The sequence below is a fragment of the Actinophytocola sp. KF-1 genome (assembly GCF_054661535.1).
Genome location: NZ_BAAFVK010000004.1, coordinates 26,351 through 38,465 on the forward strand (window position 1 = coordinate 26,351; position 12,115 = coordinate 38,465).

The 12,115-nt window shown below is 71.9% G+C and carries 11 protein-coding genes; 7 read left to right on the forward strand and 4 right to left on the reverse strand.

From position 1 onward, the window contains the following. Positions 1–49: 49 nt before the first annotated feature. From ACYQ77_RS13160 to ACYQ77_RS13180, 5 genes are all read left to right on the forward strand, one after another. Complete coding sequence (locus ACYQ77_RS13160; protein WP_459710803.1) at positions 50–745, forward strand: TetR/AcrR family transcriptional regulator; 696 nt, start codon at positions 50–52, stop codon at positions 743–745. Positions 746–765: 20 nt separating this feature from the next. Continuing rightward, positions 766–1,209, forward strand: a complete 444-nt coding sequence (locus tag ACYQ77_RS13165; protein WP_459710805.1) for a MarR family transcriptional regulator — start codon at positions 766–768, stop codon at positions 1,207–1,209. Beyond that, positions 1,206–2,924: an MFS transporter gene (locus tag ACYQ77_RS13170; protein ID WP_459710806.1), complete on the forward strand. Its 1,719-nt coding sequence runs from the start codon at positions 1,206–1,208 to the stop codon at positions 2,922–2,924. Before ACYQ77_RS13165 ends, ACYQ77_RS13170 begins: the two co-directional genes overlap by 4 nt. Before the next feature lie 370 nt (positions 2,925–3,294). Then, positions 3,295–5,367 carry a choice-of-anchor J domain-containing protein gene (locus ACYQ77_RS13175; RefSeq protein WP_459710808.1) on the forward strand — a complete coding sequence of 691 codons (2,073 nt, stop codon included), beginning with the start codon at positions 3,295–3,297 and terminating at the stop codon, positions 5,365–5,367. A 78-nt stretch (positions 5,368–5,445) separates the two neighbouring features. Beyond that, entirely contained in the window at positions 5,446–6,216 is a 771-nt protein-coding gene (locus ACYQ77_RS13180) for an alpha/beta fold hydrolase (RefSeq protein ID WP_459710810.1), read from the forward strand. Here the strand turns inward: ACYQ77_RS13180 and ACYQ77_RS13185 are convergent. Beyond that, positions 6,197–6,604 (reverse strand): PGPGW domain-containing protein, encoded by a 408-nt coding sequence (locus ACYQ77_RS13185; RefSeq protein WP_459710812.1) that lies wholly within the window; start codon positions 6,602–6,604, stop codon positions 6,197–6,199. The two genes, ACYQ77_RS13180 and ACYQ77_RS13185, sit on opposite strands and share 20 nt — an antisense overlap. A gap of 79 nt (positions 6,605–6,683) precedes the next feature. Here ACYQ77_RS13185 and ACYQ77_RS13190 point away from each other — a divergent pair, with 79 nt between their 5' ends. After that, positions 6,684–8,786: a glycoside hydrolase family 15 protein gene (locus tag ACYQ77_RS13190; protein WP_459710814.1), complete on the forward strand. Its 2,103-nt coding sequence runs from the start codon at positions 6,684–6,686 to the stop codon at positions 8,784–8,786. Positions 8,787–8,980: 194 nt separating this feature from the next. Here ACYQ77_RS13190 and ACYQ77_RS13195 read toward each other — a convergent pair whose 3' ends face one another. After that, a complete protein-coding gene (locus tag ACYQ77_RS13195) occupies positions 8,981–10,189 on the reverse strand; it encodes an alpha/beta fold hydrolase (protein WP_459710816.1) in 1,209 nt (402 codons plus the stop codon). Further along, a complete protein-coding gene (locus tag ACYQ77_RS13200) occupies positions 10,186–11,082 on the reverse strand; it encodes a LysR family transcriptional regulator ArgP (RefSeq protein WP_459711910.1) in 897 nt (298 codons plus the stop codon). The genes ACYQ77_RS13195 and ACYQ77_RS13200 overlap by 4 nt, the downstream gene beginning before the upstream one ends. A gap of 69 nt (positions 11,083–11,151) precedes the next feature. On the opposite strand from ACYQ77_RS13200, the gene ACYQ77_RS13205 reads away from it, so the two are divergent. Beyond that, complete coding sequence (locus ACYQ77_RS13205; RefSeq protein ID WP_459710817.1) at positions 11,152–11,766, forward strand: LysE/ArgO family amino acid transporter; 615 nt, start codon at positions 11,152–11,154, stop codon at positions 11,764–11,766. A gap of 7 nt (positions 11,767–11,773) precedes the next feature. Here ACYQ77_RS13205 and ACYQ77_RS13210 read toward each other — a convergent pair whose 3' ends face one another. Beyond that, positions 11,774–12,043 (reverse strand): hypothetical protein, encoded by a 270-nt coding sequence (locus ACYQ77_RS13210; protein ID WP_459710819.1) that lies wholly within the window; start codon positions 12,041–12,043, stop codon positions 11,774–11,776. Between the last annotated feature and the right edge of the window lie 72 nt (positions 12,044–12,115).

The following is a 12,115-nucleotide window of genomic DNA, read 5'->3' on the forward strand; positions in this document are numbered from 1 at the left end:
CTCCTCGAACGTTGGTCGAGTGCTCGACCAACGTACTAGAGTGCCGTTCGTGGACGCGAAGGAATTGCGGGCGGGTGGCCGCGGCGGCCGGTCGGGCGGGGTCGCGGGCGAGGTGTGGCTGCGGGAGGAGAAACCCCGGCGGGACGCACTGACCCGCGAGCGCATCACGGCGGCGGCGATCGAGCTGCTCGACGAGCACGGCACCGCGCACCTCACGATGCGCAAGCTGGCCGAGCGCCTCGCCGTGGCGCCGCCGACGCTGTACTGGCACGTGAAGACCAAGGACGACGTGCTGGACCTGGCCGTCGACGCGATCTTCGCCGAGGTGGCGATCCCCGGCCGGACCGCCGACTGGGCGGCGGACGCGCGCACGCTCGTGCTGCGATGGCGGGCCACGATGCTGCGCCACCCGTGGTCGCCCGCCCTGATCGGCCGCCCGATGCTGGGCCCGAACGTGCTGGCGCGCACCGAGTTCCTGCAGTCCACGTTGGCGCGCAGCGGCCGGACCGGACCGGCGCTCGCCGCCGCGACCCACGGCCTCGCCAACCTCACGATCGGCGCCGCGCTCACCGAGTCGACCTGGCACGGCGCCCTGCCGAGGGCCTCGGCGCACGAGCTGATCCAGGCCAACGCCGACCGCTACCCCACCCTCGCAGCCACCCGCCACCTGGCCGCGCCGGACCAGGACGCCCTGTTCGACCAGGCCGTCCGCACCTTCCTGAGCGGCTTGCAGCAAGATACATAAGCGCGTGATATAAATGTCTTATGCATACTGACGCCGCCGAGCTGGCCATCGCCCTCGAAGAGGTGGTCCGGCTCTTCCGGCGCCTCAACCCGGCAGGTGGGTTGTCCCTGACCTCGGCGGCGACGCTCGCGAGCCTCGACCGCGACGGCCCGGCCCGCCTGACCGAGCTCGCCACGCAGCAGGGCGTGACCCAGCCCGCGATGACGCAGCTGGTCACGCGCCTGCAGGAGGCGGGCCTCGCCGAACGGGTGCCCGACCCCGGCGACGGCCGCGTGGTCCGCGTGCACATCACCGAGAACGGTCGCGCCGAGCTGGCCCGCCGCCGCGTCGTGCGCACCGAACGCCTCGGCGCCCTCTTCGACCGGCTGAGCGCCGACGAGCGGGCGGCGCTGTTCGCCGCCGTCCCCGCGATCAGGACGCTGACCCAGCTGGCCGCCGAACCACACGAAGGAGCAGCGGTATGACCGGCCAGACGGCCAGTCCTTTCAAGCAACCGAAAGCGGTGTTCGCGGTCGCGTTCGCCTGTGTCGTGTCCTTCATGGGCATCGGCCTCGTGGACCCGATCCTGCCCGCGATCTCCGCGGACCTGAACGCCACGCCGAGCCAGGTGACGCTGCTGTTCACCAGCTACCTGGTGATCACCGCGGTGGCGATGCTGATCACCGGCTGGGTGTCCAGCCGCATCGGCGCCAAGAAGACCCTGCTCACCGGGCTCGCGCTGATCGTCGTGTTCGCCGCGCTGGCGGGCGCGTCGGACTCGATCGGCGGCATCGTCGGTTTCCGCGCGGGCTGGGGCGTCGGCAACGCCCTCTTCATCGCGACCTCGCTCGCCGTGATCGTCGCGTCCGCGAGCGGCGGGTTCGTCGGCGCGATCATCCTGTACGAGACCGCGCTCGGGCTCGGCATCGCCGTCGGGCCCCTGCTGGGCGGCCTGCTCGGCGACATCAGCTGGCGCGGCCCGTTCTTCGGCGTCGCCGTGCTCATGGCCATCGCCGCGCTCGCGACGCTCGTGCTCGTCGAGCCGCTGCCGAAACCCGAACGCAAGACGAGTGTCCTGGAACCGCTGAAGGCGTTGCGCCACCGCGGTCTCGCGACCATGTCGCTCACCGCGCTCTGCTACAACTGGGCGTTCTTCACGGTGCTGGGGTACGCGCCGTTCCCCATGGGCCTCGGCGCGATCGAGCTGGGCCTGGTGTTCACCGGCTGGGGTGTGCTCGTCGCGGTCTTCTCGGTGTTCGGCGCGCCCAAGCTGCAGGCCCGCTTCGGCATCGCGCGCACGCTCTACGCGAACCTGTTCCTCTTCGCGCTCGTCGTGCTCGTGATCGCGATCTGGACGAACGAGACGCCCGTGCTCGTGACCGCGGTCATCGTGGCCGGCGTGTTCATCGGCGTGAACAACACGGTCACCACGCAGGCGGTCATGACGATCGCGCCGGTCGAACGGCCCGTCGCCTCGGCCGCGTACGGGTTCGTGCGGTTCATCGGCGGCGGCCTCGCCCCGTTCGCGGCGGGCAAGCTCGTCGAGGCGACGAACGTGCACGTGCCGTTCTACCTCGGCGCCGGCGCGCTGCTCCTCGGCATCGTCATCCTGCGGACGGCGCGCGGCGAGCTGGCCGAGGCGGAGCGGGTGCAGGCCAAGAGCGTGGCGCCGGCGGCGGCACCGGCGACCATGGAGCTGGGCACCGCGCTCGGCGGCACCGGCAACGGCGTGATCGTCGCCGCCGTCGACGACTCCCCCGTCGCCGAGCGGGTCACCGACGCGGCGGCCCGGCTCGCCGCGGTCAACGGCCGGGCGGTGCACGTGCTGCACGCGCAGGAGCACGCGAACACCACCGAGACCGCCGCGAGCGGCGAGGCGCTCGAGACCGCGGAGGCGCTCGTCCGCGCGCACCTGTCCCGGCTGGCAGCGGCCGGTGTCCCCGCGGTCGGGCACGTCCTGCTGAACGCGGGCGACCACGGTGCGGTCGGCAGGCTGATCGGCAAGCACGCCGACGACATCCACGCCCGCGCGGTCGTCATCGGCGCGCCGACCCACGGCGGGCTGCCCGCGTTGATGGACGCGAGCGCGGGCAGGGAACTCTGGCGGACCGTCCACTGTGACGTGGTCATCGTGAACCCCGGTTCGGCACCGCAGGGCACGGCGGGACCGGTGACCGCCGAGGCACACGCACGAACCTGATTCCTGCGTTCGCAGCAATTCCCGGCAGCGCTCGGAGCACCCGCTCCGAGCGCTGTCCGTTGTGCGCGAAACGGCGCGGAGAAGTCGCCACGACCAGTAGCCACTTGATCACCCGGTGCCCGTTAACCGGGAAAAACAAACTGGTGTGTGAATGAAACGACTGGAACGCCGCAACCGAAAAGGCGAGGTACGGGGGCATGTACAACTGTGCCCGCTTTCGTGGGCACCCCACGGGGTGGGCACGCATAGCGAAAGGGTTTCCATGCGACGACGCCGATTAGTCTCGGTCGCGGCCGCTCTGCTCGTGGTTCCACTTCTCCAGGTACTGCCCGTTACGGCGGCGGCCGGTGCACCCGCCGCGAAAGCACCGGTGGACGACACCCGTGAGCTGACCCGCAAGGACTTCACGCTCAACGGCAAGCCGGTGCACGTCCCGAGCAGCTACCAGCCGAGCAGCAAGAGGGCAGCGGCGGCAGCGGTGACACCGCCGGTCGGCACGGTCCGCCCGTGGCTCGCGCTGGACGACGCCCAGGGCCGCCTGTACCTCAAGGAGTACACACTCCGCGGGGTCGGTGACAAGATCGAGGTCTGGGTCGCGAACGACACGTCGTTCCCCGCGAACGACTGCCGGAACCAGATCCCGGACTCGACCACGGTCACCGACGAGCAGGTGGCGTCCTTCGTGCACGAGTTCGACACCAACATGTACCCGAAGGAGACGGCGGCGTTCTCGACACCGCCCGATCGTGACGGTTCGAACATGGACCCGGCACTGGAGGGTTTCGACTTCTCCGGTGACGGCGACAACACGGTCGCGCTGATCGACAACGTGCGCGACGACAACTACTACACGTTCCCGGCGGCGCCGACGTACATCGCCGGCTTCTTCTCGGCCCAGTTCAACGAACTGGTCGACCGGAACGTGATGACGATCGACGCGTTCGACTGGGCGCACCGCACCGGTGCCAACCCGGCCGACGAGCCGACGAGCGACCTGTGCACCAGCCGCCCGGCGCGCCCGCAGCTGTACGAGGGCACGTTCGCGCACGAGTGGCAGCACCTGTTGCACTACTACACCGACCCGTTCGAGGGGAACTGGATCAACGAGGGTCTTTCGGACTGGGCGCAGACCCTGACCGGCTACGTGGACCCGCGCCTGACCGTGTTCGACAAGGGCGGCGACAGCCACATCTACTGCTACCAGGGTTTCGGTACGGTGCAGACGCCGTACAACACGAACCCCCGGGACTGCGGTGGTGCGGAGAACTCGCTGAACCTGTGGGGTGAGGGCAACCCGAACGCCGTCCTCGCCGACTACGGCAACGCGTACTCGTTCATGCAGTTCCTGTCCGACCGGTACGGCACCGAGATCATGTCGCTGCTGCACCGGGACGGCGAGCACCAGGGTCTGGCCAGCCTCGACGCCGCACTGGAGGCCGAGGGGCAGTCGGACATGTACCGGGTGCTGCACGACTACCAGTCGATGACGTTGCTGGACAAGATCGTCGGCGACTCGCGGCGTGGTGTCGTGCTCGGTGTGCCGAAGTCGCGGGTGACCACGCCGAGCCTGCGCTCGACGGTGAACCTGGCCAACCCGCAGTCCTACGACGACCCGGGCGCGGCTCCGAACGGTGCGGACTTCGTGCCGCTCCAGAAGGCCGACGGCACCGTGCTGAAGGGCAAGGACCTCAAGTCCCTGTCGTTCGACGGTTCCGCGACGCTGCCGCCGCTCCCGCTCGAGTGGACGGTCGTCTCGGACGACCCGGACAGCGCCGGTGACCCGGTGCTGTGGTCGGGCAACGGCAACAACATCAACGCCACCGCGGTGACGTCGGTGGCGGTGCCGACGACCGACCCGACGCTGCGCTTCGAGGCGAAGTACGGCGCCGAGCTGGGTTACGACTACGGCTACGTGGTCGTGTCCACCGACGGTGGGGCGACCTACACCCCGATCAGTGGTGACAAGACGGTGCCGGGTCCGCAGGGTCCGGCGCTGAACGGCACCACCGACGGCTTCGAGCCGCACTCGTTCGACCTGTCCGCGTACGCGGGCCAGACCGTGCTGCTGGGCTTCCAGTACATCAGCGACGGCGGCGTCAACGAGGGTGGCCTGAAGATCGACGACATCACCGTGGGCGGCACCGCCGTCAGCGATGGTTCGTCGCTGGAGTCGTTCGACTCGCCGACCGAGATCCGGCCGTTCCCGGTGCACAACTGGAACCTGCGCCTGATCGCGTACGACGAGAAGAACCAGGTCGCGCTCCAGATGGAGATCGACGGCAAGAACAAGGTCAAGCTCGGCTGGCTGCAGCTGCTGTTCCTGACCCCGTTCCCGAAGGTCGTCGCGGTGGTCGCGTACGACGAGCCCACCGAGCTCGTCAACCAGTACGCGCCGTACACCCTGACGGTCAACGGCGTCGTCCAGCCGGGCGGTGCTTCCTGACCGGCTGAGTGACAACGAGCGGCCCCCGGCACACCCCGTGCCGGGGGCCGCTCCACGTCCGGGTGCCAGGATGGCGGCATGCGGTCGATGCGGGTCGAACGGGCGGGCACCACCCTCACCGCGCTCGTGCGGGACGGCGCGGGCGCGCCGGTGGTGCTGGTGCCGGGCGTGATGGCGGACGCCGAGTCCTGGCTGCCGGTCGTCGAGCACGTGGACGTGCCGAACCCGGTGGTCGTGGTCAACCGCCGCGGCCGCGCCCCGAGCGGGCCGCTCGGCGCCGGCTACTCGGTGCGCACCGAGGTCGACGACCTGAACCGGCTCCTCGACGAGCTCGGCACCGGGTCGCACCTGGTCGGCTGGAGCTACGGCGGGCTGATCGCCGCCGAGGCCGCCGCCGGGCGCGCCGACCCGCGGTCGCTCACCCTGTACGAGCCGGTCGCCGCCCCGTTCGTCGCCGAGCACGTCCCTGCCCTGCGGGCGGCCACCCCGGAGCGCGCCGTGGAGATCGTGAACCGGGACGTGTCCGGGTTCTCCGCCGAGTACGTCGAGGACCTGCGCCGGAGCCCGGCGTGGCCCGCGCTGGTGCGGCTCGCCGCGCCGCTCGCCGAGGAGCTGGCGGCGATCAACGCGCACCGCCCGGCGTTCGACCGCTACCCGGGCCTGGACGTGCGCGTGACGCTGATCGTCGGGGAACGGTCCGAGGGCAGGCACCCGTACGGCGAGCCGTTCGGCCGGTTCGCGGCCGCCTTCCCGGGAGCGCGGGTCACGCGGATCGCGGGCCAGGGCCACCTCGCCCACGTGCACGCGCCGGACGCGCTGGGCAAGCACATCACCGACGCCGTGCGGTGACCTTCCGGTAGGACCACGCCAGCAGCGCGAACAGCACGATCCCGGACAGGATCAGGCTCGACCCGGTGCTCCACCCCGCGAACGGCAGCCACGGGAACACCCGCAGCCCCCACACGATCCCCGCCGCGATCAGCCCCAGCCCGACGAGCACCGAGCCGGCGATCCGCAGCGGCGAGGACACGCTGTCCTCCGCCGCCTTCATCGCCCGGTCGCGGACCGGGTCGACGTGCCGTTCCAGTGCGGGAAACTCCGACGCGAGGATCAGCAGGCCCGCGAGCACCAGCAACAGCCCGGGCCCCGGCAGGACCAGCAGAGCGACACCGATGAGGAGCACGACCGCGCCTGCCACCGCGATCGTCGCCCGTTTCACCTGCTTACCGGCTGCCATGGTGATTCATCGTGCCCCCATTTCCCGGATTCCGCTCGCTCGTCGTGCAGGGCGCCACCCGGTGGGGCACCGTGGAAGCGTGCGGACGACAGCGCTGTTATCGGTCCTGGCGGTGATCGCGACGACGGCGGCGGCTCCGGGAGGTGACGCACCCGGCGCCCCCGGCGAGCCCGCCGTGTACCAGCCCGCGGACAAACAGGGCTTCGGCACGGCACACAGCGGCACGGCGAGCCCCGTGTGGTTCACCCTCGGCGGCGGGCGCATGACCGAGGTGTTCTACCCCGACCTCAGCACCCCGGCGAGCCGTGAGCTGCAGCTGGTGGTGACCGACGGGCGCACGTTCACCGAACGCGTGCGCGGCCGCACCGAGCAGGTCGGCGACCTGCGGTTCCGGCAGACGGCCCGCGGCACCGGCTGGGCCGCGACGATCACCTACGTCACCGACCCGGCACGCCCGACCGTGCTGGCGGACCTGGACTTCCGGTCCCACCGGCCGCTGCGGGTGTACGCGGTGTACGACCCCGCGCTGTCCCGCGAGGGCGGCGACGACACGGGCGCGAGCGGCGACGCACTGGTCGCGTCGGACGCGGCGGCGGCGTCCGCACTGGTGGCGGGCCGCGGGTTCGCGGCCACGTCGACCGGCTACCTCGGCACGAGCGACGGCTGGACCGACCTGGCCGACCACCGCATGGACTGGCGGTACCCGGAGGCGGGTCCCGGCAACGTCGTGCAGACCGGCGAACTGCGCGTCGACGGCACCCGGCACCGCCACGAGACGCTGGCGCTGGGCTTCGGCCCGCAGCGTCGGTCGGCGGTGAGCACCGCGCGGGCGTCCCTGTCGACGGGGTTCGCCCCGGCCGCCAGGTCGTACGCGAAGGGCTGGCGGGACTACCTGTCCGGGCTGCGCACGCCGAGGCTGGGGTCGCGCCACGAGCGGGCGGTGTACCGGAGTTCGCTGCTGGTGCTGGCGGCGTCGGAGGACAAGCAGAACCCGGGTGCCTACATCGCGGCGCCGGGTTTCCCGTGGGCGTTCGGCTTCGACCGGCAGATCGCGCCGGAGTTCGGGTCGTACGCGCTGGTGTGGCCGCGTGACCTGTACCAGATCGCGACGGGCCTGCTCGCCGCGGGCGACCGCGGTGGCGCCGAGCGCGCGCTGGACTACATGCTGACCGTGCAGCAGCAGCCGGACGGCCACCTGGCACAGAACACGAGGGTGACGGGCGAGCCGTACTGGACGAGCGTGCAGCTGGACGAGACCGCGGCCCCGATGCTGCTGGCGTGGCTGCTCGACCGCACCGACAAGTCCACACTGGACGGTCTCCGGCGGGCCGCCGACTTCATGGTGAACTACCCGAACGCCCCGTTCACCGAACAGGAGCGCTGGGAGAACCAGAGCGGCTACTCCCCCGCGACGATCGCGTCGGAGGTCGCGGGCCTGGTGTGCCTGGCGGACCTGCTGGCCCGCGCGGGCGACGAGGCGGCGGCGACCCGTTATCTGGCGATCGCGGACGAGTGGGCGTCGTCGATCGAGAAGTGGACGCTCACGACGACCGGCCCGCTCTCGCCGGAGCCGTACTACCTGCGCCTGACGAAGGACGGCGACCCGGACAAGGGCACGACGTACAACCTGGGCGACAACAACGTCGGCGAGGTCGACCAGCGCACGGTCGTCGACCCGAGCTTCCTGGAACTGGTCCGCCTCGGCGTGCGCCCGGCCGACGACCCGGCCATCCGCGACACGATCGCGGTGGTGGACCGCGAACTCGGCGAACGCACGCCGGCCGGAACGCTGTGGCACCGCTTCACGAGCGACGGCTACGGCGAACAGGCGAACGGCGGCCCGTGGAACGTGAACTGGCCGACCCCGACCCGCACGTACGGTCGCCTGTGGCCGATCTTCGCAGGCGAACGCGGCGAGTACGACCTGTTGGCAGGCAACCCCGCCGCCGCGTCCCGCCGCCTGTCGACCATCGCAGCGACGGCGAACAGCGGTCTCATGCTGCCGGAACAGGTGTGGGACAACGCCGCACCCCCGGGCGCACGACCAGGCACAGGAACCACGTCGGCGACGCCGCTCGCGTGGACCCACGCCCAGTACATCCGCCTGGCGTGGTCCATCGCGGAAGGCCACCCGGTCGAACAACCATCAGTGGTCGCCTGCCGCTACGCGAAATCCTGTTGAGCCGGAGCAGTGCGTGGCGACTCCACCGATGAGTTCGCCACCTTCGTCGGTCACCTCTGTGAGGAGCTGGGCGCTGGCGCGGCACTTCGAGTCCTCCCCGGAGTGGCGCTGACCGAGGTGCAGCGGGTGGTGGCGCGCATGCGCGTTCCACCGGCCGAGATGGATCCTCAACGGAATGGCGGCCGCCCGGGTCGTCACAGCATCTCCAGCAGCCGGGACATGACCTCGCCGTTGCTGACGCGGAGGCCGTCGTGCTGGTGGTCGGGGGTGTGCCAGACGCGGAGGCCGCCGATCAACGCGGCGGTCCGCAACGACAGGTCGCGGTTGACGTACATGTCCGTGTCGTACACGGCGGCGACGGCCGGGACCTCGTTGGCGCGCAACCGGTCCACGTCGTACAGGCGCGACCACTGTGGACGGTCGGCCAGCTCGTCCGCGACCGGGCGCAGCTCCGCGAGCAACGGGTCGTCGGAGAACATCCACGGGTAGATCATCTCGCCGGTGAAGTACACCGGGTCGCCGTCGAACTCGGGGAACTCCGCGCGCACGCGCTGGGCCGCCCACCCCGTCGCACCCGGCCCCTGGGCGTAGGTCGCCTCGTGGAGGAGCAGGTACAGCGGGTTCGCCGCCGACGCCCACGACAGTTCCGCCGTCACCGCCAGCAGGAACGCGTCCGCCGGCCGGTCACCGTCGAAGGGCGACTCCAGCAGGTAGTGCAGCCGCGCACTGCCGTCCCGCCCGCCGAGCAGGTTGCCCAGCGACTGGAACGCCTCCACCGTCAGCCTGCGGCCCGTCGGCAGGCGGACGTCGCGCGCACGCAGGTGCTCCGCCACCCGCCGCGCCGTCGCCACGTCCGCCGGGTAGGCCGCGTAGTGCGCACGGTTCTTCTCCGCCACCACCGGGTACAGCGCCCGGTACGCGCCGGCCGCGTCCGTCGCCACGCCCGGCAGCCCGCCGGTGATCAGCGCGGCCCGCAACCCCTCCGGCGCGAACGACAGGTACGTCACCGTGCAGAACCCGCCGAAGCTCTGGCCCAGCACGGTCCACGGCGCGCCACCGGTCAGCACGGGCCGGATCGCCTCCGCGTCCCGGACGATCGAGTCCGCGCGGAAGTGCGTGAGGTACTCCGCTCCCCTGGCCGCCGCCACCCGCCGCGTCACCGGCGTCGACCGGCCGGTGCCGCGCTGGTCGAGCAGCAGCACCCGGTAGTCCCGCAGCGCCCGCAGCAACCAGCCCTCGCCGCCGAGCGGGCGCGGCGCCGGGAAGCCCGGGCCACCGCCGAGGAACAGCAGCCACGGCAGCGACGGGTCGGCCGTGACCTCCCGCGCGTACACGGTGATCCGCTCACCGTCCGGGCGGTCGTGGTCGAGTGGCAGGTCAAACGTATGGTCTGCGAACTTCACGGACCGGTCCTCCGCAACGAGGTGGCGGCCCCCGCCGCGACGGCCTCGGCCACCGCCGACAGGGCGGGTGCGTCGAGCTTCCACTGCTGCCAATACAGCGGTACGTCCATCGGCCGGTCCGCCAGCACCTCCAGGGTGCCCGCGCGCAACCGCGGCCCGGCCTGTTCGACCGGCACCATCCCCCACCCGAAACCGGCGGTGACGGCGTCGGCGAACGACTCCGACGCCGGGACGTAGTGCCGCAACGCGCTCGCGTCGCGGCCGCTCACCGCGCGCACGAACGCGTCCTGGAGATCGTCGCGGCGGTCGTACACCACCACCGGCGCCGCGGCCACGTCGTCGGCGAACGAGCCCGTGAACCACCGCCGCGCGAACGCCGGGTTCGCGCACGGCAGGTACCGCAGGCCACCCAGCGGCCGCACCGAGCAGCCCTGCACCGGCGTCGCCGACGACGTGACCGCGGCCATCACGGTGCCGTCCCGCAGGAGGGTCGTCGTGTGGTCCTGGTCCTCGCGGTGCAGCTCGAAGCACACCGGCGGATCGGTGGCCACGCGGGACAGCGCGGGCAGGAACCACGTGGCGAGCGAGTCCGCGTTCACCGCGATCGGCAGCCGCACCGGCTCGCCCGCGCCGCTCATGCCCAGCTCGGCGCGGGCGTCGCGCTCCAGCGCCGCGAGCCGCCGCGCGAACCGCACCACGACCTGCCCCGGCTCGGTGAGCCGCACCGGCTTCGTGCGCGTCACCAGCACGCTGCCGGTGCGCTGTTCGAGCGCCTTCACCCGCTGGCTCACCGCCGACGGCGTCACGTGCAGCACCGCGGCCGCCGCGTCGAACGTGCCCTCGTCGGCCACGGCCAGCAACGTGCGGACCTGGTCGAGCGGCAGATCGGTCATCACGGTCGCTAATGTTACGTAAGAATCTTTAGCTGTACTGTCGATGGCCCTGGACCTAGCCTCGGGTCCATGAGAGACGCCCTGCTCGCGGCGGTCGCGGGGTTCGGCACGGGACTGTCCCTGATCGTCGCCATCGGCGCGCAGAACGCGTTCGTGCTGCGCCAGGGCATCCGCCGCGACGGGGTGCTCGCGGTCGTCGCGATCTGCGCGCTGTCGGACGCGGTGCTGATCGCGCTCGGGGTCGGCGGCGTCGGCGCGGTCGTGGCGGCGTTCCCGCGGGCGCTGACCGTCGTCGGCCTGGTCGGCGGCGCGTTCCTGCTCTGCTACGGCTTCCTCGCCGCGCGCAGGGCGTTCCGGCCGTCGGCCATGGACGTCACCGGCGCGCCGACGGGCTCCGCACGCCGCGTCGCGCTCACCTGCCTGGCGCTGACGTGGCTGAACCCGCACGTGTACCTGGACACCATCCTGCTGCTGGGCTCGGTGGCCGCCCACCGCGGCGACCTGCGCTGGGCGTTCGGCGTTGGCGCGGCGGTCGCGAGCCTGTGCTGGTTCGCGGCACTGGGCTTCGGCGCCCGCCTGCTGACCGGCGTCTTCGCACGCCCGTCGTCGTGGCGGCTGCTGGACGGCCTCGTCGCCGCGACGATGGTCGCGCTGGGCGTGTCGCTGGTCGTCGGCGCGAGCTGAACCCGGCTCAGTCCTCCACGCGGCTCGCGACGCGTTCGCCCAGGACGCTCACCCGGTCGGCGAGCCAGCCGCACGCCTGCGCCGCGTACCGGCCCGCGGCCTCGCCCGCGTGGCCGCTCACCCGCGCGGCGGTCAGTGCGGCCGTGTCCGACACGTCGGCGATCACCACGGCCGTGTCGTCCAGGAGGCCCGCGGTGCGGCCGGTGAGCCACGCGATGCCATCGGCTGCCTCGTCACGGGCCCGGCCGACCAGGCGGTACAGGGGAAGGGCGGACATACGACGACCTTTCGACCGGAGCGGCTGACACCGCCGTGGATACCCGTGGCCCGGAGGTCCCAAGCCACCCGG

Excerpts from the sequence above, each read along its gene's own strand:
- ACYQ77_RS13210 (WP_459710819.1), bottom strand. The coding sequence starts at position 12,043 with ATGTCCGCCCTTCCCCTGTACCGCCTGGTCGGCCGGGCCCGTGACGAG.
- ACYQ77_RS13205 (WP_459710817.1), top strand. The coding sequence starts at position 11,152 with ATGAGAGACGCCCTGCTCGCGGCGGTCGCGGGGTTCGGCACGGGACTG.
- ACYQ77_RS13165 (WP_459710805.1), top strand. The coding sequence starts at position 766 with ATGCATACTGACGCCGCCGAGCTGGCCATCGCCCTCGAAGAGGTGGTC.
- ACYQ77_RS13200 (WP_459711910.1), bottom strand. The coding sequence starts at position 11,082 with ATGACCGATCTGCCGCTCGACCAGGTCCGCACGTTGCTGGCCGTGGCC.
- ACYQ77_RS13170 (WP_459710806.1), top strand. The coding sequence starts at position 1,206 with ATGACCGGCCAGACGGCCAGTCCTTTCAAGCAACCGAAAGCGGTGTTC.
- ACYQ77_RS13180 (WP_459710810.1), top strand. The coding sequence starts at position 5,446 with ATGCGGTCGATGCGGGTCGAACGGGCGGGCACCACCCTCACCGCGCTC.
- ACYQ77_RS13185 (WP_459710812.1), bottom strand. The coding sequence starts at position 6,604 with ATGGCAGCCGGTAAGCAGGTGAAACGGGCGACGATCGCGGTGGCAGGC.